The organism is Thermonema lapsum, assembly GCF_011761635.1.
Taxonomy (GTDB): domain Bacteria; phylum Bacteroidota; class Bacteroidia; order Cytophagales; family Thermonemataceae; genus Thermonema; species Thermonema lapsum.
This window is the reverse complement of sequence record NZ_JAASRN010000001.1, coordinates 1-24,350: the sequence shown is the minus strand read 5'-3', so window position 1 is coordinate 24,350 and position 24,350 is coordinate 1. Positions and strand designations below refer to the sequence as shown.

Sequence of the window (24,350 nt, the reverse complement as noted above, 5' to 3'; positions counted from 1 at the left end):
GCTTACACTGCTGCTTCCAGCCAGCGCAGTGTTTCGGCAATGGCTGTCTCTAAGGGTGTTATTTCATAGCCCAGCTCCTTTTGTGCTTTTTCTATGCTCACCCGCCAGTCGTAGTGGTATTTCCGCACGAAAGGTGGGGTAATCAAAGGAGGGCGCCCCCAGGTGTCGGCTTTCCATTGCTCAAAACGGGCAACCGTCATCATCAAAGGCAAAGGAAGCGGAATCATAGCATAACGCTTGCCCAACACTTCGGCTACTTTGTCGAATAACTCACGATAAGACACATTGTGCCCTCCTAAAATGTAGCGCTCCCCCTTACGTCCTTTTTCCATAGCAAGCAAATGCCCTCGTACCACGTCTTCTACATACACATAATTGCCAGACTGATGCCCAGAGCCCGGATAAAAGCGGAATTTGCCTTTGCGGTAAAGAGCTATGAGTTTAGTAACGGCATTGCTTTCGTTGAGTTGTCCGGGACCAAATACACGGGTCGGATTGACTATCACCACATCCAATCCTTGCTCCACATAACGCTGCATCACTCGTTCGGCTTCTGCTTTGGTTCGTTCATACTCGGTAGAAAGGACCACAGGGGTTTGTGATTCATCTACGGCTTTTCCGTCGGGTGAAGGACCCAACACACCAGCTGTAGAGGTAAAGACCACTCTCCGTACTCCACAGGTAAGGGCTGCTCTGGCTACCCGCTCGGCACCTTCCACATTTACCCTGTAGAATGCCTGCGGGTCTTTGTCCCACACTTTGGCATAAGCAGCCAGATGATACACCTCTTCGCACCCCTCCATAGCCTTCTCAAGCGCCTCCGCCTTGTCCAAATCTCCTTCTATGATACAAGTTTCCTGTGGTAGCAGTGTCCGAGCTTTTTTGGGGCTTCGACACAAGGCACGCACTTCATTGCCCTCTTGCAAAAGACGCTGAGTCAGACGTTCGCCAATAAAACCGGTAGCGCCGGTTATCAAGATTTTTTTCTTAGCCATAAGAAACGAAAATCAATGTACTTATACTATCTGTTGGAGATGTCCACCGAGCGTTGATTGTTTTTTTGTCCTTTGTCAGTTATGCACGTGGTTCGTCAAAAAACCACACAGTCTTGAAAGACAGAATCGCTGTACAGGAGACGACCGCCATAACAACAAGTAAAGCTCCAACCCTGCTGCATAGATAATCAGAAAGGAATAAGCTGCAAAGCCCACTTAAGGTCGTGCAGACACTTGTGCACACCTTCTGCCTCATTTTTGACTCAAGTTTCTTTGAGCAGACAGCCATCCCGAAAAGCTGCTACAAAACGCAGATGTTCATCATACATTTGTTTTTTATGCATAATACAAAAAGCCAAACAAAGCAGCAACTCAAGCAGCATGCTCCCACCTCTGCCCGATGATTTTATCGTTTCAAGCGCATATCGGGGTGATAATACAAAGAAAGAAAAGAATTACTCAATGCCAACACCACATGCACTCCCCATGCTATCCAAAGGTTTTGTGTGCGAAGGGTGAGATAGCCCAAAAGCAAACCAAGAGGAATAGCCCCTATTGTCTCTTTGATGCCTTTGGGAATATGGGCAATAGCATACAAAGCAGTAGTAAGCAGAACGGCTGTAGAAGCCGGAAGTATCGCCGCGGCACTCATTAAGAAAAGCCCCCGGAATAGCCATTCATATGCCAACAGATAAGCTGCCCAGCTGAGTATGTTGTGCAGCACCACGGACGTGGTCCATTCCTTTAGCCTTATTTGAGGATACATGGCTAAGTTGTCGGGCTTGCGCGCATTGAAATAGTTGACAGGCAAGATAAGCAAGGTTAGTCCTCCTATCCATTGCAGGTCATAAAGCGTAATACTAGACCGAAAACCGTAGGTCCAAGGCGCATGGTTCAACAGCAAAAGCCCTACTGCCGGAAGCAGCCCCAAGCACAACACACCCACATAGCGCTGATACAATACCAGATAGTAAGCGTGCGCTCTTTCACCTTTTGCCTGCCAACGCTCAATGACCGAAGGCGAAAAGCTAAGAAAAAAGTAAGCAATAAAACCCAATGTTAAAGCAGCTACAGCATAATCAAAAACAGGCATAGGTATTCATTTTTTAAACAGCTGCCAAAGTTACAAAGGTGAAACAGTGCTGACAAACTTTTGCCTGCAAGGCACTGTTTCAATAAAAAACCTTAAACCTATGACACTTTTCAAAAGCATTCCCGTTTATTTTTTATTTTTGATTACAGGGCTTGCCTGTCAACAAGCCTCCACACAACAAAACAACACTTCCTTGTCTATGAGTCAAACTCAACAAACAAAGAATTTGGAAATCGCCACTTTTGGTGGCGGCTGCTTCTGGTGCATAGAAGCCGTCTTTCAACGATTAAAAGGTGTAGAAAAAGTAGTGTCGGGTTATGCCGGCGGACACAAAGAGAACCCCACCTACAAAGAAGTGTGCAGTGGCACTACCGGGCATGCCGAAGTGTGCCAAATATATTACGACCCGCAACAAATCACCTATCAAGAACTGCTGGAAGTTTTCTTTACCGCTCATGACCCCACCACGCTCAACCGGCAGGGCGCCGACGTGGGCACTCAATACCGCTCCATCATCCTTTATCATAACGAGCAACAAAAATCAATAGCTGCACACTTCATACAGAAGTTGGAAGAAAGTAAAATATTCAACAGCCCAATAGTAACAGAGCTCAAACCCTTTACTACCTTCTATCCGGCAGAAGACTATCACCAAAACTATTACAACAACAATCCAACACAGCCCTATTGTACCTTTGTAGTAAAACCGAAGGTGGAAAAAATCAAAAAGCTATTTTCCGAAAAAATAAAGTATTAGCACGGCTTCACCCATCTGAAAACCAACTAAAAACAGTTAAAACGATTATTTGGCTATGGCATCAGGAAAAGAGATTAAACGCGACCGCTTGATTCCTTCGAAAAGTAATAACAGCACTCCTTCTAACAAAGAACAAACAAACTGTACCCTTTGGCAATTTATGGCAGAGCAGTCGCTCGAAGGCATCCTTGCTTTCAACAAAGAAGGCAATGTAATTTTCAAAAACCCCACTATTGAAAGCCTTTTAGGCAAAAAAGAGATTGATGCTGCTCTGTTCTTACAGCTTTTGGGAGGGAACTTCACCTCCATTGCCGATTTCTTTGAGAAATTCCGAGCGCCACTGCATAGCGGTATGGAATATGAGCTACAGCTCAACGGACAGCTGCACAGCGTAATTCTGCGGGGGAGCTATCTTGAAAGCCAAGCGTGTTATATATTTCATATCCGAGACGCACAAGAGCGTAAGCAGCTCGAAGAGAGCCTGCTGAAATTACGGGAAGACATGCGTGCCGCCTTCAAGGTAGCCAAAATGGCTACATGGTTCTTCTACACCGAAAAACAAGAAATACACCTGAGCGATGGCGTATTCGACATGCTACGCACCGATGCACGTGAACAACAAGGTTACCGCTTCTCACTGCAACAATGGTTGGATAAGTTCGTTCACCCCGACTATCATACTGCTTTCCGTGAGCATATAGAAGATGCCATAGCCCAAAAGTCCAAAAAGAAAACCAGCACCCTCACTTTCAAAGCCATCCGCCAAAGCGGCGATACCATATATCTGGGTTCTACCCTGTCTCCCTCACAGACCAAACAAGGCGAAGTCATTCAACTGCGGGGAATATTTCAGGATGTTACCGTGCGGGAGCGCATGAACAGCACTCTGCGCGAAAAAAACAAAGAGCTGCAACAACGTGAAGAACAACTGCAGCAAAACATAGAAGAACTAAAAACAACACAGGAAGTACTGGCAAGCAAGCAGCTGGAGCTGGAAAAACAAAACGAACTGCTTAAACAACAAGAAGAAGTATTGAAAAAAGCCCTTGCCAAAGCCAAAGAACAAGAAAAAGAGTTGGCACGGCAACGGGCTCACTTCGAAGCACTCTTTAACAGCACCGAGGACTCCATTACCCTGGTAGACAAAGACTATCGCGTCATTTTGATGAACAACGCCATCAAGAAACGTTACCAAGGCACTCCTTATGAACAAATGAAAGAAGGCACTTGTGTACTTGACTTCTTGGGTGAACACAAAGAGGAATGGAAAGGATATTATGACCGTGCACTGCAAGGCGAACGCCTGATGTTCGTCATGGAAAGCATCGTAGAAGAAGACAAACATTACCGTGAATACCACATCAATCCCATCTATCAAGAGAAAGAAATCATTGGGGTTTCAGTTTTTTCGCGCGACGTGACCGAGCGCTTCCGTCAAGAAGCCGAAATCAAGCGCCTCTTGCAAGAAAGCCAAGAGAAAGCAGAACTGCTGCAGGCGCAAGAAGAAGAGCTGCGCCAAAACATAGAAGAACTTACTGCCGTGCGCGAAAAAGAAGCAGAATTGTACAAAAAGCTGGAACGTTCGCAGTCTGAAATGCAGTCGCAACTCAATGCTATCAATCAAAGCAACATCTTTGTCATCCTTGACCTCAATGGAAGGGTAATAGAAGCCAACCCCTTGTTTTTGCGCATTACGGGCTACAGCCTCGATGAACTGCGCCACACCTCTTACTTTGACCTGATTCCACAGGAGGAAAGAGAGAGCTTCAGCCAGTTATGGGAGCAGATAAAAACAGGAAAGGCTGTATCTAAAAAGCTGAAGCGGCAAGCAAAAAATGGTCAAATCCTTTGGATAGACGCCTCCTATGCCCCTATGTATGACGAAAAAGGCGAGGTATCCAAAGTCATCAAGATAGGAAAAAACATCACTGAATTCCAACAAGCCTTGCTTGCTACGCAAAATTTTCTTACTGCCATCAGCCAAGGCAATTTAAATGTTAATTTTGAATTGAATGTCTATGAATTAGACGAGGAGCTGCAAAAGATGGCACAAGCCAATCTGAACCTACAGCGCACCCTCGCCAACATATTAGCAGAAGTAGGACGCGTGATGCATCTTGCCGGGCACGAAGGAAAGCTCGACGAGCGCCTCCAAACCGAAAAACTTCAAGGCGTATGGCTTGAGCTGGCAAACAACATCAACTACCTGCTCGATAGTATCAGCCACCCGGTGGTGGAAATCAAAGAGGTACTTAAACAAGTAGCCGAAGGCAAACTGAATGTGCAATATCAAGGCGAAGCCAAAGGGGTATTAGCAGAAATGGCAAAGTCTTTAAATGCGGCTATTCAAAACACCTATGACCTTATCAAAAACATACAGATGCACACGCTCGTCATTGAGGGGTCTTCAATAGACATGCTCGACAAAGCCACCCGCATGAAACAGCAACTGGAATCCACTACCAGTGCCATCACGCAGATGTCGGAAGGTGCCGAAGACCAAGTACGCCGCACCGATGAGGTATCCAAGCTGATAGAAAACATCTTGGCTTCTGCCAATCAGATGCGGGCAAAAGCCGAGCTCATCAACCAAGTAGCCCAAACAGGGCAAGAGAACTGCAAACAAGGGATTGCTGTCATCAATACCTTGGTAAAGAATATGGAAGCCATCAGCAGCTCGGCAGACCAAACCGCCATGACCATAGAAACCCTTACCCAACGCTCCGAAGAAATATCCAAGACACTACGTGTCATCACCGATATTGCCTTCCAAACCAACCTACTGGCACTCAATGCCGCCATCGAAGCGGCGCGTGCCGGCGAAGCAGGACGCGGCTTTGCTGTGGTAGCCGAAGAAATACGCAAGCTGGCAGAGCAGTCAAAGCAATCTGCCAATGACATTGAGGAAGTGGTGCGCAAAGTACAAAAAGACACCTTTGCCGCTACCGAAGCCATAGAGAGCATGCGCGAAAATGTGAAAGCAGGTATCGACTCCACCCAAGAAGCCGCCGATGCCTTCAATCAAATCAATGAATCGAGCCGTGAAACCCTCCTCCTTTCCGCCGACATAGTGGAGGCAACACGCCGCCAGGAAGAAGACCTGCATGTGGTCGTGCGCAATATAGAGAAAATAGTGGTAGTATCGGAAGAAACAGCCGCTGGCACCCAAGAAGTGGCACATGCCAGCCTGCAATTGAACCGACAAATGGAAGAGGTAGCCAAAACAGGCGACCGCCTGCAAACCATATCTGCCAAATTAAAAGAAAACGCTCAGAAATTCCAGCTATAAGCCTTTTAACTAAAAACACAGCAAAAACGGAGCTGCTTTAAAAGCAACCTCCGTTTTTTTTCTTAGCTTAAGACCTAAAGAAGCACTCTCAATTTTTGCACAAAAATATTACATATCTCCCATGCCACCCGGCTTATTTCCTAATTTAGAATTAAAATCAAAACATCCTCTTTTATGAAAGACTTCACTCCCAACAACTCCGCTATCATCGACCTGAAAGCTCATTGCCAAGAGATTTTTGACGCCCTGCCTGCTCCTGTGTTCATTGCCACGCCACAAGGGCAAGTGATATACCGAAACAGCGCCGCCCAATCTCTCCTCAAAGGAATTAAGCAAGAGCAAACAGATACCCTGCTTCCTTTTTTTAAAGAAGGGAACAGCACACCTAAAGAGCTGACCGATAGCCTGCAAAATAAACCATTACAGTTACCTGGGCAAAACATTTCGCTCCCCTTCCGAGCACAGCTCAAAAGCATCGAAATCAACAAAGAACGCTACAAGCTGGTGATGCTTTATGACATCAGCCTCGAAATCAAATCTCAACAAGAATTAGAAGAGCGCAACTTAGCGCTTACGGCTCAAGAAGAAGAATTGCGCCAAAACTTAGAGGAACTACAAGCTACTCAAGACATACTGGTGCAAAAGCAAAAAGAGCTGGAGGCTGCCAAAAAACGCATGGAAGCCAACGAAAAAATGCTTTTGAAAGCACTGGAAAAAAGCAAAAAGCAAGCCGAGGAGCTCAAAGCTAAAAACCAAGAGCTACAAGCCCGCGACGAAGAAATGCGGCAAGCCATGGAAGAACTGCAAACCCTGCGTGAACAGGAAATGCAGCTGCGCGAAGCGCTGGAAATGTCGCAAGCCGAGCTGGAAGCCCAGCTACGCGCCATCAACGCGGGCAACATATTCGTAGAGTTTGACCTGCAAGGCAATATCCTTTTTGTCAATGACGTATATCAAAAGCTAAGCGGCTACACTGCCGAAGAGCTGATGAACAGCAGATATCAAGAGCATCTTTCACAAGAAGAGTACGAAACTATCGTGCAAAATTTGCAAAAGGTAATTCAAGGAGAGTCGACACGAATAAAAGTGCGCCGCCGCCGCAAAGACGGTAGCTATTTTTGGGTCGAAGCCATATATTCGCCTGTATACAACAAAAACGGAGAAATCGTTCGCATCATCGCCATCGGGCGCGACATCACTGCCTTCCAAGAGGCACTCATGGAAACCAGCCGTTTTCTGTCGGAACTGAGTGCCGGTAACTTGGATGCCTCCTTCAACCTCGATGTGAGTCATATAGAAACTGAGCTACGCGACATGGTAGAAGCCAACCTTCACTTGCAGCAAACCCTGCGCAGTATCTTGGCAAACATCACCGAGGTGGTTACTCAAGCCGGCAATGCTGGCAACCTGCAAGCCCGCTTGTCGCTCGACAATCTGCAAGGGGTGTGGTACACCCTTGCACAAAGCATCAACCAGCTGCTCGATAATATTAGCAACCCCATTCTGCAAATCAAAGAGCTGTTGCACAGTGTAGCAGAAGGCAAGCTAAGCATACGCTACGAAGAAAACCTGCGAGGCAGCATGCAGGAAATGACCCAAGCCCTTAATACCGCTATACAAAACATAGCCCATTTGATTCGTAACATACAAAAACAAGCCAACAACATAGACCAAGTAGCTGCCGATATGCTACTCAAAGCCGAACGCACACAACAAGCCCTGACCGCCACCGTCAGTGCTATATCTCAGATGTCGGAAGGTGCCGAAGACCAAGTGCGTCGCACCGACGAAGCCTCCAAACTCTTAGAACAGACTTACAACGACTCCAGCGAGATAGGTAAAAAAGCTGAACTCATCCACGAGTCTGCCAAAAAAGGAGAACAAGACTGTATCAACGGCATCAAAACCATCGGGCAGCTGACTCAGAGCATGGAAGCTATCAATAGTTCTGCCGACCAAACGGCTCAAACCATTGATGTCTTGAACAACAGCTCAGAAGAAATTACCAAGACGCTGCGTGTGATTACCGACATCGCTTCGCAAACCAACCTACTGGCACTCAACGCTGCCATCGAAGCGGCACGTGCTGGGGATGCCGGGCGAGGATTTGCCGTAGTAGCCGAAGAAATACGTAAGTTAGCCGAACAATCTAAGCAATCTGCCGATGACATCGAAAGCGTAATTAAAAAAGTGCAGAAAGACACGCACGCCGCTACCAAAGCTATTGCTCAAATGAAAAGCAAGGTGCAAAGCGGTATTGCTTCTACTCAAGAAGTAGAACAAGTATTCCGCGAAATCAAAGACTCAAGCAGTCGCACTTTGTCTTTGGCAGGTGCTATATTAGAAGATACACGCAAACAAAGACAAAGCTTAGACTCGGTCGTCCGCAACATTGAAAAGATAGTGGTGGTATCCGAAGAAACAGCAGCAGGAACCAAAGAAATCTCGCGCTCATCAAGCACCCTACACGAGCAAATGAACGAAATTGCCAAAACAGGCAATAAACTCAAACAAGTAGCGCAAGAACTTAAAGAAAATGTAAGTTTGTTCCGTATTTAAGCTTCTGCCCTTCAAATATCATAGAAGCCTATCTAAATGCACTATACCATGGACAGCAAGCAGCCGTTTCAAACAGAAGCAAACATGCCCGAGGAAACCCACCTGCGTGTACAGCTTATTTGCTTGCAGGTGGGCAAAGAATATTATGCCCTACCCATAGAACAAGTCAAAGAGATAGTAACACTTCATCACATCACGCCGGTACCTCTTACCCGCCAATTTGTCTTGGGTGTCACCAACATACGGGGCAATATCATTCCCATTATTCAAGCCGAGCGGTTGTTCGAAACACTCGCCACCGAACAAAACGACGACAGCCCACACAAGCCGTTTGTCATTGTCATCGACGGCAAAAACTACCTCTTGGGTGTATTGGTACACCGCCTACCCGAAACACTGAATGTCAAGGAAAAAGACATTGACCGCTCGCCGCATATCATACAAAGCGAAGTGGGTGACCAGAGCTATATAAAAGGAATCATTCGTTTACCCAACAGAATGGTCGTTCTGCTCGACTTTCACCAACTGGTCGAAAGTGAGCTGATGAACCAAATGGTCATTGACTAAGTCCTTTAAAGTTTTTTATATTTGAACAGAATGCTAACTCATTTAAACTGCATACACTTATGAGCAAAAAAGTATTGGTTGTAGACGACTCTTTGTACATGCGCACACTCATCAAAGATGCGCTCACTAGCATAGGCTATGAAGTGCTGGGTATGGCTGCCAATGGCGAGTCGGCAATAGATATGGCGTTTGAGCTTCAACCCGACCTCATCACCCTTGACAATATATTGCCCGATATGCTGGGACTTGACGTACTCAAAACCCTGCGTTCCGAAGGGCTTACTGCCAAAATCATCATGATTAGTGCCGTAGGGCAAGAAGCTGTTGTAGAGGAAGCTATGAAAAATGGTGCCAATGAGTACATCATCAAGCCATTTACCACTGAACAGCTGGTGGAAGTAGTGCAAAAAGTAATGTAAAAAAATAAACACACCCTCAATGCCTCCTGTCAAGGTATTAGTAGCAGACGATTCCAGTTTCATGCGCCTTATTTTGCAAGACATATTGCAGCAAAACAACCAAATAGAGGTTGTCGCAACTGCCCACCATGGCAAGGAGGCATTCGAAAAAACTTGCACCCTCAAGCCAGATGTGGTCCTACTCGATTTGATGATGCCTGAATACGATGGCTTGTATGCCATAGAGCAAATCAATACACACTGCCCCACCCCCATTGTGGTAATTAGCGGGGCAAGCAGCCAACAAATAGAGCACATCATCTTGGCACTTGAAAAAGGTGCCTATGATTTCATACTAAAGCCCAACGCCGGTATCAATGCCAAAATACGACAGCTGGCACCCGAAATCACGCAAAAGATACTGCAAGCCACCCAAGCCAAGCGGTCGGTGCTTGCCGGCTTGCCCCACCGCAGGCACAACACCAATCCGCACACCTTCGACCATGTAAACTACGAAGTAGTATTGATTGGGGCTTCTACGGGAGGCACTACCGCCATAGAACATATTTTACTGCAATTGCCATCCAACTTTCCTGTTCCGGTGGTCGTTGCCCAACATATGCCCCACTCTTTCATAGAGTCTTTTGCACGCCGGCTGCAGCAACTCACCGCGCTGAAAGTGAGTGTGGCATCCGAAGGGATGACTTTGCTTCCTGAAAGCTTGTATATCCTACCCGGCAACTGCAATATGGTGCTTATGCAAGATAATCTGAAACAGGTCCGCTTCAAAAAAAGCAAACAACAGTTCGAAGCATACAATAACCCCTCTATTGATGCGCTCTTTTTTAGTGCCGCTTCCATCTATCGCAACAAAGCCATCGCCATATTGCTCAGTGGCATGGGGCGCGACGGCGCTGCCGGCATGGAAGCACTCATCAAACAGGGCGCCTATACTATCGCCCAAGATGAACAAACCGCTACCATCTTTGGTATGCCCAAAGAAGCCATAGAACGAAAAGCCGTAAAAAAGGTGCTGCCTATTCACGAAATAGCTCCCTTTGTGGTTGGCTGTCTCTAAGCCCCTAATCACAAACTTTATATGCTACCATGAAAGACGACGAATTAAGAGATATATTCTTCACCGAAGCGCAAGAGCAATACGACGAAATCAACCGTCTGTTTGTAGAACTGGAGCAAAACAAAGAAGACAAACAGATTATCGACAGTTTATTTCGCCTGCTGCATACACTCAAAGCCAATGCAGGCGGCATGGGCTTTGAACAGCTGGCTCAATTTGCGCATACACTCGAAGATGTGTTTGGCGAGATAAAAAAAGGAAACCTGCACATCAACAGCGAGCTGTTTAATACACTCTTTCGCGCCAATGATGTACTGGGGGCAATGATTCAGCATCTCAAAGACCCCGAGCACCAAGAAGCCCCCAAGTACAGAGGCATAAAAACCAAACTGGAAGTATTGGTGCGCAAAACCCAGGCACAAGCCAACGACTCAAATGATGAAACAGAAGCAGTTGCCGCCTCTCCACAAGCCAATGCAAGAGAAGCCGCCCCCCCTCCTTCAGGCGAAGTATATAGCAAGGAAGAGCAACGTAGCCCCTTACAAATAGAAGCAACAGAAACGGCAGTTGCCACCGAAGAACAGCTGCACCTGTCCGACAGCATCCACGTGCCAGTGAAAAAGCTCGACAACTTGCTGAACCTTGTGGGGGAACTAATCATAGAGAAAGACAGAATACTGAACTTGTATGAACGGCTAACTGCCCAACGCAACGGCTACAATACAGAAATGACCCATATACAACGCCTTACCAATGAGCTTCAGCACGCGGTCATGAGCATCCGCTTGGTACAGGTAGGCACGCTGTTCAAAAAATTCCACCGCATAGTGCGCGATGTAGCCAATGAAGAGGGCAAACATGTTCGGCTCGTGCTCAAAGGCATGGAAAATGAAATAGACCGCAATATCCTGCAAATCATCAGTGAATCGCTGGTGCATCTGGTCAGAAATGCCATCAGTCATGGTATTGAAACCGAAGACGAGCGAGTCAAGCAACGCAAGCCGGGGCAGGGCACCGTCACCCTCTCTGCCGAAACCATAAAAGAAGAAGTGCGCATACAAGTAAGCGACGACGGACGAGGAATAGACATAGAAAAAATTAAACTAAAAGCCTTGCAAAAGGGGCTTCTTTCACCCGAAGAAGCCAAGCGTATGCCCCCCGAGCAGCTTATGCAACTCATCTTTCTACCCGGCTTCTCGAGCGCCGACACCGTCACCAAAATATCGGGAAGAGGCGTGGGCATGGACGTGGTCAAACGCGCCATCGAGCGCGTGGGCGGGCAAATAGACATCTCCTCCACCTTGGGCAAAGGCACTACTTTCACACTCATACTTCCCTTATCTATGGCAGTAAAAAGCACCCTTCTGTTTCAGCTCAACGACGTTACCTATGCCATTCCACTCGCTTATACCTCAGCGGTAAGTACTTTCCGTAAAAATGACATTCATTATGTACGCAATGGATTGGCTACCAACTTCTTGGGGAAAAGCATCTCGGTTGTTTTTCTCAAAGACATATTTTCCCTGCAATCTATCCAAAATCCGGACAAGCAGTTTATTATCAAAAGCTTTGAAGCTACCCCCCCTGATGCTCTTTTCTCTACCATCATCATCAACTACGACCAAAAAGAAATAGGACTGATAGTTGACAAACTGCTTCAGCAAAAAGAAATTGTGGAAAAGCCTCTCGGCACCTTGTTGAAAGACGCCCACTTTATCAGTGGCGCAACCATACTGGGCACCGGCGAGGTGTGTCTAGTACTGGACGTACCCAGTCTTATGCATTTTTTATTCAAACAAATACGCTCTTATCAACCCTCAAACTCCTAAGCCTTATGATACAGCTCACTCCTTATGAATTCGATATTACCCGGGAACTGTTTAGCATCGCCTTAGCAAATGCTGCCGATGCCTTCTCAAAGTATGCAGGCGAAAAAGTCATGATTAAAGACTACAGCATTGAAATATTTGACAAAGAACAGCAAGAGGAAACTATTAAACGCCTGCACGATGAGCATTTCTATACATTGAACACCGAAATAAAAGGGGCATTGCATGGCAAAGCATACCTGCTCTTTCAACACGAAGAGATTAAAAAAGTATTTCAAATCTTTGCCCAACCACCGGTAAGTATTGTAGAGAAAGAAGGGGAAATCACCGACATCCAAAAAGACATCCTACTTGAACTGGACAACATCATTTCGGCTGCGGTGGTTACCCAAGTGGCAAACTTCACTGAGCTCTTCATCTATGGCGACATTCCTCGATTCAGCTACAACACTGCCTCACAACTTGGCGAACTGTTCAAAAAAGACTTCGAAACCTTCGGACACGTGCTCAACATACGCACGCAGCTGCAAACTTACGACACTAACATAAACCCTCTTTTTGTCTGCTTTATGGACGATGAATTCCTAAGCACCATGAAACAGATGATTCTTATCAAGGGGAACAATATCTTGCAAAAACAACTCAAGCGACGCTAAATACCAAAATATTTGCTCAGCCGACATAAAAAAATTATCTTTCAATAAAAGAAAGCGACGATAGAAAAACCTATGAGTCAAAAAAATACATCCTTACTAAGCAGCATCCTGCTGATAGGGCTGGCAATATCAGCCCTATTGCTTATCCTGTATGCATGGCTTAGTACTTCTTGGAATGTATGGTTATTTACTGTCATTCTTGCACTCATGGCAATAGCTGCCTTGGGCTTGCACCAAAGCCTACAACGACTTGTTTTTCACCCTTTAAAAAAAATCAAACAGTTCTTCTCTGTCCAAAGCATAGATGCCGAGCTACCCCTCGCCGAATTTGCAGATATTGACAAGCAGGTTTACGAGCTCGTTAAAAAGCTGCAGGAAGTCTCAGAATCTAGAAAACAGGCTGCCCGCCTTATTGAAGCCATAGGACAAGGCAACTACGACGCTTCTATAGAAGGGCTACAAGTATTCGAAGGAATAGGGCAAGCGCTGATGCGCATGCGCGACCAGCTCAAGCAACTCAACGAAGAGCGCGAACGACGCACTTGGGCAGTTTCCGGCTTGGCAGAGTTCAACAACCTATTGCGCGAACACCAAAACGACCGCATCGAAGACCTCGCTTTTGCCTTCCTGCATAAATTGGTAGAGTATGTGCAGGCGCATCAAGGGGCGGTGCACTTGGTGCAGCAAGACGAAAACCCTCCCTATATCCATACCGTGGCAGCCTATGCCTTTCAAAGAAGAAAGTATCTTCAAAAACGATTCGAGTTGAAAGAAGGGCTTGTAGGGCGTTGTGTACTTGAAAACGACCTGATTTATATCGATGATATCCCAGAAGACTACCCCAAGATTGTCTCAGGACTCAGCGAAGGAAAACCCAAATGCATTCTGCTTTCGCCCATACGCCACAATGACCGTGTTTACGGCGTGGTGGAAATAGCTTCTTTGCGCCCTTTGCCCGCCCATGTGCGGCAGTTCATAGAGGACGTAAGCCAGACCTTCGGTTCAAGTATCGCCAATGCACTGAATAAGGAACGCACCGAGCGCCTGCTGCGACAATACGAGCAAACAGCCAAAGAGCTCCAAGAAAAAGAAGCCACTTTGATGCACAATACTGCCGAACTGGAACGCACCAAGCGCATCCTTGAAGAAAAAATGCGAGAGGTAGAGCGCGAGTCCATGCTCACCAACTCTATCTTGAACGCCGTCAACAAAACCAATTCCATGCTTGAGTTGGACCTCGAAGGCAGAATTACCGATGTCAATGACATTTATACCAGCCTCACGGGCTACAGCAAAGAAGAGCTCATAGGCAAACCCGAAAGTATGTTGCTGCCCCCGAATGAACAGAACAGCCTGCGCTATAGCATGATGTGGGAAGCAGTGAAAACGGGCTCTTATATTTCGGGCGAGTTTCGGCGCATTGCCAAAAACGGCAAAGAACTGTGGCTTTCGGCTACATACAGCCCCATTTTCGACGTGAATAACCAAGTATATAAAATCGTACAATTCGGGCAGTTCACTACTGAGCAAAAAGAAAAGGAACAAGAATACGACAGCAAAATCAAAGCAATCGACGAAGCCGTCGCTTTGGTAGAAATAGGCAAAGACGGTGTATTGTTGCGTGCCAACCCGCGATTCATGCAGGAGTTCGGTTTTCAAAGCCGCATGGAAGTACGCCGTACCCGCTTTGCCGGACTTCTCGACCTGCAAGATGTCGACGACTTCAATGAGCTATGGCAGCAGGCACTCAAAGGTACACCAGCACATTATATCTACCGCCTATACACTCGTACAGGGGATTTGCGCCACTACCGCTGCAGCTTCAGCCCCGTAAGAAACCTGAATGGTGAAGTCTATAAAGTGGTTGCCATCTTAGTAGATGTTACCGAACTGCAAAAGCTGCGTCAACAGTTGCAACAAAGCCTCAAAGAGGAGCGGCGACAAAATGTGCTCATGAACATGCAGATGACCACCACCGAAGACTTTGCCGAGCAGCTGGCTCAAATGCTACTTGAAAACAGCAACAACATAGAGAAGGAGTTCAGCAACAAGAGCGTGCCCGTGATTCGAATTAACCGCTTGGGCGAAATACTCTCTGTCAACATAATGGCTACGCGCCTGCTGGGCTATGATGCGCGCCAACTGCAACACAAACCCATTCAAAAGTTCCTGCTGTTCCATTCGCAAGTAGAACAAGATTACTTCCGGGCAAAAATAAACATGCCCGAAATGGCTCAGTTAAAACTTTCCGTCCGCCTCGACGAATACAACACAACTACTTTCAATGTGGTATTGGTGCCTCAGTATCCGCACCCCAACAACCCGCAAGAGTTCGATATGGTGATGCTGTTTGTAGCTATCGAACCCACCGATACGTTTTAAAGTGCTACTTGCATGCTGAAAGAAGAAGAAGTAGAGGCTATCATAGAGGCAATCTATCAGCGCTACCGGCTGGACTTTAGCAACTACGAGCGCAGCTCGCTGAAGCGGCGCCTGAGCAAAGCCATGTACAAGTTCAAATTAGATAGCGCCGTAGACCTTTGGCGCAAAATGCTCTATGAGCCCAACTTCATTCATGAGCTTATCGATACCATAGCCGTCAATTTGACCGAACCTTTCCGCAATGCCGACTTATGGAAATTCTTGCGACGCAAGGTGCTTCCCCTACTCTTTGACCGCCCACAAATACATATATGGCATGCCGGCTGCGCTACCGGTGAGGAAGTTTATTCCTTCATGATTCTACTCAAAGAAATAAACCTCTTGCACAAAGCCCACATCCTAGCCACCGACATCAACCCCAAAGCACTGGAAGTAGCCCACCAGGGCAAGTACAGTATAAAAGCCTCAGAGCAGTTTCAACAAAACTACTTCATAGCCGGCGGCATTCATGATATTCGCCGCTACTGCAGCATAACTTCCCACTATGTTGTGTTCGATAAAATACAACAAGAAGCGGCTGCCTTGCATTTCCGTCAACACAACCTGATTCAAGACCCCATAGATGGTTGTTTCGACCTCATATTCTGCCGAAACGTGTTTATCTATTTCGACCCTGTGCTCAAAATGCGCGTGTTGAGGACCTTCTATGAGCACAGTCATCCTGAAAGCTTACTCGTCATGGGCTATTACGATAGCCTTCCACAAAACCATGAGGAGTATTTTGAGTTGCTTTATCCTAAGCATAAAATTTATCTCCGAAAGGAATAATATTTGTAAAGGCAAAACAAAAAACCGTTTATTTTTTTATTTTATATTTCAATCCAAAACTTAAAAAACTATGCATACCATCCGTCGCTATGCTTTACTACGAAGCGCCCTCTGGTTGTTGGTACTCTTTGGGTTTAACAGCTGCAAAAAAGGCAATCCTATTTTTTTCTCTCTGCAAGATGAAATACAACTGGGGCAACAAGTGCGAGACGAAGTGCTCAACAATCCACAAGAGTATGGCGAGGTACTTAGCCGTTCGCAGTATCAGGCGGCTTATACTTACCTCGATAACCTAGTGAACAGCATCCTTAGCTCACCCGATGTGCGGTACAAAAAAGAATTTGCCTGGGAAGTACGCATCATACACAAGCCAGGCGTACTGAATGCTTTCGCCACCCCCGGGGGCTATATCTTCGTTTACGTGGACCTTATCAAGTACTTAGATTCTGCCGACCAGCTGGCAGGGGTTTTAGGGCACGAAATTGCTCATTCTGACCGCCGCCACAGCGCCCGTAATCTTGAGCGTGTCTATGGTGTGGCAATCCTGTTGGATATTGTATTAGGAAAAAGCAGCTCGCAACTGGCACAAATCACCAAACAGCTGGCACTGGGCTTAGCCGGTTTAAGTTTCAGCCGTGATATGGAGCGCGAAGCCGATGAATATTCGGTAATCTACCTCAACAGCACCTCCTATCGGTGCAATGGTGCTGCCGGCTTTTTTGAAAAGCTCCAAGCCGAAGGAAAATGCGGAGGGCTCACTTGGACCAGCACCCACCCCGACCCCTGCGAACGAGTACAGAATATCAACGATAAAGCGGCTGCCTTAGCATGCGAAAACCGTCCGGCAACCATCTCTTCTTACCAGGATTTCAAAAATTCACTGCCATAGGTATTGTAAGTTCAAAACCCATCTATTACCTTTGCAGGTGTGGAGACGTGCCGGAGTGGTCGAACGGGCTTGACTCGAAATCAAGTGTACCCTTTAACGGGTACCGAGGGTTCGAATCCCTCCGTCTCCGCTTTTATTTTTTTACATCAACCTAAATTAAGAATTAGCTAAAAGGCAGACAAATCGGATTACTTGTAAGAATTATCTATATCTGTATCTGTACATTTTACCTCCCAGATATTGAAGTCTTTATTTATTTCTACGGATTCTAATCGTTTTTGATATTTTTCTTCAAAAAGAGTTTTTAATAATTTCATACCTCTACCTTCGGCAAATATAATAAGTTTATCTTGGCAAATTTTATTTAAATCGTATTTATTCCCATTGGGAAGAAAGACATTTAATAAGCCTGCGTATATTTCTAAATTTTTCGAATGATCAATGCTACTTAAAACCGGATAATGAAATTCAAAAGGAAAATCTCCTGCGAAAGCTAAAATTTTTTTATTGCTTAAAGCACAAATTATTGAATTTATTTTTATCGATTTTTTGTAATATGAAAAATTCTTTTGATAAAAAACAATTAAACTCATCAAAGAAAACATTATAGTTAAAATGCTTATAAGATTGGAATTGACTTTTCCACTCTTATACAAAAAGAATGACATTAAAAAAATATAGGCGAATAACATGAATGTAACTCTATTGTAAGGTATTTTACCCAGTAATGAAAAAATTATGATTATTAAAAATGACAATGTGAACATCAACAAAATCTTCTTTGATTTAGTTTGAATAAACATTATTGTAGCCAATAACATAAACAAAATAGAGAATTTGGAAATATAACTTCTAAATAACTCATAAATTAAGTATGGAAGCGATTTCAATTTTTCATATGTAACAATACTATACGAAGAGGAATGCATAGCATCTTCTACCATAGATTTCAAAAGTGCTATTTTTTCAGGAGAGTTTATATGAAGAAAAAAGAAGTTTCCTATGAGTTCAATATCATTTTCACTAAAAAAATATTTATATTTTGAATCATCAAGATTTATGTTTATTATTTTATAGTCTGTAAATAAAAACCATATTGAATTGAACTCATTAAATAATTTATAACTTTGATTATTGTAAGATTGATAATCAATGTAGTAAAGTATAGAAATTGAAGTAAGCATTGTAACCACAAAACCTATAAAAGCCCTTGATTTAATCATTTTTTTTATAGGAAGTATTATTGGTAGAAACAAGTAAATCATAAAAAATGAGTGAGTTCTAATACAAAATGAAAGGATACCAAAAATGAGGGCATAGAATAAGTAATCACTTCTTTTATTTTCCGTAAAATAAAAGTATAAAAATAAAGTCGATATTATTGCCGAAAAAGACGCGGTTTTGGTAAACTGAGGATATAAAAGGGGATGCGTTGTTATAAGTATAAAAACACAAAAAGCAACTACCCAAGAATAGTTCACTTTTCTTAAAAAGTAAATTAAAACACCTCCACATGTTACAATTAAAGAGATTTGGGCAATAGAATATCCTAAAACACCATTAATAGTTGGAATTGCTCTAACGATATAGCCCCAAACAACATTAGAAAAAACAATTTGAGGAGCACCATAATTAAAAACCCCATACCCATGAGCACACATGGACATAAATACATCGTCATTAGTTTCCCAATAAGGGGTACAAATAGAATATAAAACAACTACATAAAGAGTTGAAAATAAAAATGACAAGAACAAATCGTTTTTAATAATGGAGCTATTAATTTTAACCACATTAAAAATGGTTTATTGTTTATTTTTTTAGATATTACTAAAAAAATTTTTAACCTCCTCACAAATATATTCTAAATCACTCTGACTCAAATCGTAATAAAAAGGTAACCTTACCAAACAATCTGCAAATTTATCAGCGTTTGGAAGCATTCTGCCATCGTGTTTGTCTTTGTAATAGGGAGAAGAATGTAAGGATAAATAATGAAAGACCGCTTGAATACCTTTATTTTTTAAATGCTGAATAAGTTTGGTTCTTTCATCTAACGAACGGCAAACTAAATAAAACATGTGTGCATTGTTAGTAGCATATTCAGGTATGTAGGGTAATTCAAATAAACCTTGGTCTGCCAAGGGTTTTAGTAATTTGTAATAAGTGTTCCAAATCCATAATCTTTTTTGCTGAATGTGTTCTAACTCTTCTAATTGTGCATACAAAAAGGCGGCAATAATGTCTGATGGTAAAAACGATGAACCAATATCTACCCAACCATATTTATCAACTTCACCTCTAAAAAAAGCAGAACGGTTAGTTCCTTTCTCCCAAATTATTTCAGCTCTTTTTTCCAACTCTTTGTTATTGACTACCAACATTCCTCCCTCGCCTGAAATAATATTTTTGGTTTCATGAAAAGAAAAAGCTGATAAATCACCTATTGATCCTAATGGAATTTTTTGATTTTTTTCATCAATATAAAAACTATTTATGCATTGAGCGGCATCTTCTATTACATACAGATTATATTTATTTGCAATAGATAAAATTTTTTTCATATCATTTGCAGCGCCTGCATAATGCATCACTACTATGGCTTTAGTTTTTGAAGTAATACACTCTTCAATCAAATCTGGATTCATATTAGGGTGATGTGGATAACTATCTATAAACTTAATATTTGCTCCACGCAGAATAAAAGCGTTGGCAGTACTAACAAAAGTATAAGAAGGCATAATGACTTCATCACCCGGTTGGATGTTGATGAGTAGTGCAGACATTTCAAGAGCATCGGTACAAGAGGAAGTAAGAAGCACTTTATTGAAATGATATTTTTCCTGAAAAAACTGATGACAGAGCTTGGTGTATTTACCATTACCTGAAATGTGTCTATGAAAAACAGCATCATACATGTAATGTACTTCCTTTCCTGTCAGATAAGGTTTATTGAATCCTATCGTATGCATAAAGAGTCCCATTATTTTGAAACAAGCATAGCGATACCAAAGCCTGTTTTGCCGTATCCATTGCCATTATAGAGCATGAAGCGCTGCCCTTGATAATCGAAAACAAAAGGGTAGCAAATCATGTCTGAATCCCATCCGTCGGCAGAGACATCAATCCCTACTTCCTTGTCTCGCCTTACCCATTCAAGACCATCTGAGGAAGTGGCATAACCAATCCGGTAAGTGTTGATGCTTCCATTCCCTCTATAAGAATACCACATGCTATATGTTCCATCTTGCTCCTTGATTACAAAGGGCTTTGAAAGAGCAAACTCATTATCGTATATATGGTGAAGTACTACTTTCCCACTACGCTCCCAATGAATAGCATCCTTGCTTTCGGCATATTTAAATACATGCCTCATACTGGTTTCATCTTTTCCCCAAGAAAGGTTCGAACCATACCACATACGATACTTTCCGGCATCATAAAGAACAGATGGATAAGAGATGCTAAAGGGGTCTTCGTGAGAGCGGTCTAAAAGAGGTGCCCGGCTATACTTCTGAAATATGGGGAATCCATCCTCCCCTTCTTCTTCGGATATAGCCAAGCCGATAGTATTCAGCCAAGGTACTGTTACTTTGAGGTTCCACCCTAAGTAATAAAGCAGGCGCCGCCTCTCTTTTGTAATCAAATACCCCATTGCCACGCCACTATCATCAAATAAACCCGGCTCACCCGGGCATAACAAAGGACGACTACAAAGAGCCTCTATTTCAAAGTCCTTATCAGCTCTTAATATTAAAGCCGAAATATGAGAGCGGTTGCAAGCATCGCGACAACTAAAATAAACCATCAACTGATCGGATGAAATCCATTCTCCAAAAGGGTTAGCGGCATGCGTTTGCCTCCATTCAAAATCTGCTTGGGGTGCATACAAGTGCTTTAACTTTTTCCATTTCATACTTTAAAGCTTTAAATCTGTGCTTTTTTTGTCTAAAAGTACAGAGCGAGGAGGCACCCATACACTATAGGGTTCTGTGTCTTTGGTAATTACAGCTGCTGCCCCCACCAAAGTGCCCTCAGCTATCGTTACGTTGTGCCCGATGGTACTATTCACTCCAAGAAAGCAATAAGATTCCAGCACACAATGCCCCGATATGACTACGTGTGAGCTAATAAAATTATGAGCCGCAATTCTGCTATGATGCCCAATATGGTTTCCACTCCATATGGTCACATTATCGCCAATTTTCACAAAAGGCTGAATGGTATTGTCTTCAAAAATGAAGCAGTTTTCTCCACAATTAAACTGCGACAAATAAGTACACTTTGAGCTCACATAGCTTACCAAACGATATCCTTTTTCTTTTGCCTGCTGAAACTTTAAAGCACGTAACTTATTCATGTTGGCATAAGACAAAGCAATAAACATCTCATATTCATTTGGAGGGAAATGCCGCTCTATTTCTTCAAAAGGGTAAATAGGTAAGCCTTCAAACTGCACTTCCTGTATGTAGTCCTTATCTACGGTAAAAGCTACAACCTGATAAGGTGAGTCTATCTCAAAGTAGTATTTTGCTATTTGAGCGATATCTCCGGTTCCAAAAATCACGATTTTCTTCATATTTAGTTCAAGTTTTTCAGTTTGGAGTCAAGCAGTCTGTAATTCAGCAATTTTGTTTCTTTTTCTGATACCTCTATACTCAGCTCCATAGCAGGGTGATTAACATAAGCTTCGGGGCAGTACTCCCAGAGCTTCAAGCTCCGTGCCGAAGCATTGCGATAGAGTACCACCTTGTACTGCTTGGGAACTTCACTTCCAAGTGCCTTGGCTCTTCCGGTATCTATCGATATAACACGCTCAATTAGCTTCCACCCCAACCCTTGCGTATGCCACGAAACCCATTGTTCATTGCTTATGGCTTGCGCCGCTCTGCGATATATTAAGGTAGTGCCAAAGTAAAATACATCAGAGTTATGATTCATAAAAAACAAAAAATCAAAATTTTCATAATTCAGTCTTTCTCCCTCCTGTCCAACGAGAGGCACCATTGTTTCTTTGTTCTGTGCATCTTTTCGATACAAAACAAAGAAACATTCTCCCATCTGAAGGTCTTGGCTGTTGAACACATTAGGTGGCACTGCCCCTAAGTGAGCAGCAAGCCAAATAGATACCCGGTTCGTCATAAGCTCTAAAGAGCGTTGTAGCCAATAGGCATCCGTTAAACGCCGGTAGGTTTTTCCATATAGTAGCCCACTGGCTAGCATATAGGGAAACAACACCAAGAAATATATGAGTAATGTTCCTGTAAGAAGCACTTTTTGCCATAAGTTTTCTTGCCCCCCGCCCGGGAAAGCATCACTTGCTTTTGGCGACTTCTCCTTCCAAGGGAAGAAAATAAGCCCCCATAAACCCAATTCTATCCACGGTAAATAAGATAAGTTTAAGAAAAAGAGAGAAATCACAAAAAACAGCACACCATGCCACTTTACATAAAAGCTCCCCCACCTAAAATAAATCAGAGGAATCATAAACATTTGAAAAAAACCTTGAAAGATGACGCCCAAAAAAGAGATTATACCCAACAGCCAAGGAACATCTTTGTCAAGTAAACGAAAATAAGCATAATACTTGCATAGATATGAGTTTACCAAAGCTACCTTCACACTTATAAAAGACCACCAGTAGTCATCTGTCACATGCATTAATATAGCCGAAAAACTCATTAGAGCATAATACGCAAAAAACAGAAAGTAAACAGCACGTAGGCTTCGAGGTGTCCTAATCAACAGAAAAGCCTGATTCAGCTTGGATATCCACTTACATCGCTTTTCTAAATAGCCATCTAATGAGTAATGAGCCCCAGATGACACAAACAAAGAAAGCAGCAGATAGTTGACAAAGATATCCGTGCCTAAGGTAAAGGTAGCCGATTTCAGCTCAAAGTGTCGATACAATAAAATAAGGAGCACGGTAGTCGGTGCAGTCATAAAGCCTATAATAAAGCATGTAAGCAGCCCTACTATGACTACACTCAATAAAGCATGGGGGAGCAGCTCGCCTCCTTGTATCACCCATTCCCCCCATAAAACCTCAAGCGTACGAACCCATGCAACTATCCCTATGGCAATACGCAAGATTGCAGCCTTCTTGCGCTCACCGTTTAAAGAGGTAGGCAAAGGAATAAAAGAGTGCGCCACCAGCTTACGGTAAAAAGAAGACCAGCAAAAGTTAACTACTGTTTCTAGTTGGTTCTGCAGCTTATGTACCATGGTTTTAGTAGTTTACCCCTTGATACTCCATTCTCATTTTCTTACCAAAATTGTAAACTCATAAAGCCCATAGTCATGTAGTAATGCCACATTACGGGAAAAATGTCTTTTGCAGTAATCAAAATAAAATAGCGGATCAGCATAATATAGATGATCTCTCATATACTCTGCATCTGAATAAGAAGTAAGTATATTAAATGAAAATGCAACAGAGGATAATTCATTTAATTTATTCAAGGTGTTTAAAATATATTCCTTCCAATCTTCTTTAGATGTATCTAATTTTACATTAAAGATTCCTGACGCAACCACATAGTCAGCTTTATTTAATTTATTCTCGTCATTTGTAAATAGATATTTTTCGCTTTTGAAAAGAGATTTTGCCTTGTTTATCATTTCATCCGAAACATCATAGCCAATATATTTAAAGTTATCATAATGTTGCATAAGATATTCAATAAGGGCACCATAACCGCAACCATAATCTAAAATTGTAAAAGAAGTGGTTTTGTCGGCGGGTAATATTTTACATAGTTGTTCAAATCGTAAAAATTGAGATTCTTTGCTATTCCAATCTACACCTTGGCTTGAAATTCCGTGTTCTTTAATTTTATTTGTATAATATTCAGATACTTTTTTAGTAATATCTTTTTGTGTGCTCATTTATGTTATTTTAGTTTATTTAATTTAAATTTTCTATATGTTTGGGAATTAGTAACCAAATATAGATAAATTTCCATTCCTTTTTGCGATAAATAAGGCAATGGTTATTCTCAACATCTCTTCACTTTTTGAATAACAT

Annotated in this window: 19 protein-coding genes and 1 tRNA gene; 12 read left to right on the top strand and 8 right to left on the bottom strand. The window is 43.3% G+C overall.

The genetic code is table 11. The annotated features are described in order from the left end of the window. Positions 1–2 precede the first annotated feature (2 nt). Both FHS56_RS00100 and FHS56_RS00095 read right to left on the bottom strand, forming a co-directional pair. On the bottom strand, positions 3–995 hold the full coding sequence (locus FHS56_RS00100) for an SDR family oxidoreductase (RefSeq protein ID WP_166917860.1): 993 nt from the start codon (positions 993–995) through the stop codon (positions 3–5). A gap of 406 nt (positions 996–1,401) precedes the next feature. Then, on the bottom strand, positions 1,402–2,088 hold the full coding sequence (locus FHS56_RS00095) for a CPBP family intramembrane glutamic endopeptidase (protein ID WP_166917859.1): 687 nt from the start codon (positions 2,086–2,088) through the stop codon (positions 1,402–1,404). A gap of 100 nt (positions 2,089–2,188) precedes the next feature. Here FHS56_RS00095 and msrA point away from each other — a divergent pair, with 100 nt between their 5' ends. From msrA to FHS56_RS00035, 12 genes are all read left to right on the top strand, one after another. After that, positions 2,189–2,845, top strand: coding sequence for a peptide-methionine (S)-S-oxide reductase MsrA (gene msrA, locus FHS56_RS00090; protein ID WP_166917858.1), 657 nt, complete (start codon positions 2,189–2,191; stop codon positions 2,843–2,845). A gap of 55 nt (positions 2,846–2,900) precedes the next feature. Continuing rightward, positions 2,901–6,134 carry a methyl-accepting chemotaxis protein gene (locus FHS56_RS00085; protein WP_166917857.1) on the top strand — a complete coding sequence of 1,078 codons (3,234 nt, stop codon included), beginning with the start codon at positions 2,901–2,903 and terminating at the stop codon, positions 6,132–6,134. Positions 6,135–6,308: 174 nt separating this feature from the next. Continuing rightward, the gene (locus FHS56_RS00080; RefSeq protein WP_166917856.1) at positions 6,309–8,693 is read left to right on the top strand and encodes a methyl-accepting chemotaxis protein; all 2,385 of its coding nucleotides are present in this window, start codon (positions 6,309–6,311) and stop codon (positions 8,691–8,693) included. A gap of 48 nt (positions 8,694–8,741) precedes the next feature. Then, a complete protein-coding gene (locus FHS56_RS00075; RefSeq protein ID WP_166917855.1) occupies positions 8,742–9,260 on the top strand; it encodes a chemotaxis protein CheW in 519 nt (172 codons plus the stop codon). 59 nt (positions 9,261–9,319) lie between these two features. Next, complete coding sequence (locus tag FHS56_RS00070; RefSeq protein ID WP_038032889.1) at positions 9,320–9,679, top strand: response regulator; 360 nt, start codon at positions 9,320–9,322, stop codon at positions 9,677–9,679. Between the two features lie 19 nt (positions 9,680–9,698). After that, positions 9,699–10,736: a chemotaxis-specific protein-glutamate methyltransferase CheB gene (gene cheB / locus FHS56_RS00065; protein WP_166917854.1), complete on the top strand. Its 1,038-nt coding sequence runs from the start codon at positions 9,699–9,701 to the stop codon at positions 10,734–10,736. Positions 10,737–10,765: 29 nt separating this feature from the next. Further along, a complete protein-coding gene (locus tag FHS56_RS00060) occupies positions 10,766–12,565 on the top strand; it encodes a chemotaxis protein CheA (protein WP_166917853.1) in 1,800 nt (599 codons plus the stop codon). A gap of 5 nt (positions 12,566–12,570) precedes the next feature. Continuing rightward, positions 12,571–13,221, top strand: a complete 651-nt coding sequence (locus tag FHS56_RS00055) for a chemotaxis protein CheC (RefSeq protein WP_166917852.1) — start codon at positions 12,571–12,573, stop codon at positions 13,219–13,221. Positions 13,222–13,293: 72 nt separating this feature from the next. Next, complete coding sequence (locus FHS56_RS00050; RefSeq protein WP_166917851.1) at positions 13,294–15,603, top strand: PAS domain S-box protein; 2,310 nt, start codon at positions 13,294–13,296, stop codon at positions 15,601–15,603. Between the two features lie 12 nt (positions 15,604–15,615). After that, entirely contained in the window at positions 15,616–16,431 is an 816-nt protein-coding gene (locus FHS56_RS00045; protein ID WP_166917850.1) for a CheR family methyltransferase, read from the top strand. Between the two features lie 70 nt (positions 16,432–16,501). Then, entirely contained in the window at positions 16,502–17,320 is an 819-nt protein-coding gene (locus tag FHS56_RS00040; protein ID WP_166917849.1) for a M48 family metalloprotease, read from the top strand. A gap of 41 nt (positions 17,321–17,361) precedes the next feature. Then, a tRNA-Ser gene (locus FHS56_RS00035) sits at positions 17,362–17,450 on the top strand. Positions 17,451–17,508: 58 nt separating this feature from the next. On the opposite strand, the gene FHS56_RS00030 is transcribed toward FHS56_RS00035, so the two are convergent. Genes FHS56_RS00030 through FHS56_RS00005 form a run of 6 tightly spaced genes read right to left on the bottom strand, consistent with a single transcriptional unit; the run spans position 17,509 to position 24,211 of the window. Then, positions 17,509–19,113, bottom strand: coding sequence for a hypothetical protein (locus FHS56_RS00030; protein WP_166917848.1), 1,605 nt, complete (start codon positions 19,111–19,113; stop codon positions 17,509–17,511). Between the two features lie 27 nt (positions 19,114–19,140). After that, positions 19,141–20,292: a dTDP-4-amino-4,6-dideoxygalactose transaminase gene (rffA, locus tag FHS56_RS00025; protein ID WP_166917847.1), complete on the bottom strand. Its 1,152-nt coding sequence runs from the start codon at positions 20,290–20,292 to the stop codon at positions 19,141–19,143. 11 nt (positions 20,293–20,303) lie between these two features. After that, entirely contained in the window at positions 20,304–21,236 is a 933-nt protein-coding gene (locus FHS56_RS00020) for a glycoside hydrolase family protein (protein WP_166917846.1), read from the bottom strand. Between the two features lie 3 nt (positions 21,237–21,239). Continuing rightward, complete coding sequence (locus FHS56_RS00015) at positions 21,240–21,899, bottom strand: acetyltransferase (RefSeq protein ID WP_166917845.1); 660 nt, start codon at positions 21,897–21,899, stop codon at positions 21,240–21,242. 2 nt (positions 21,900–21,901) lie between these two features. Further along, positions 21,902–23,548, bottom strand: a complete 1,647-nt coding sequence (locus tag FHS56_RS00010; protein ID WP_166917844.1) for a hypothetical protein — start codon at positions 23,546–23,548, stop codon at positions 21,902–21,904. Between the two features lie 33 nt (positions 23,549–23,581). Continuing rightward, complete coding sequence (locus tag FHS56_RS00005; protein ID WP_166917843.1) at positions 23,582–24,211, bottom strand: class I SAM-dependent methyltransferase; 630 nt, start codon at positions 24,209–24,211, stop codon at positions 23,582–23,584. Positions 24,212–24,350 lie beyond the last annotated feature (139 nt).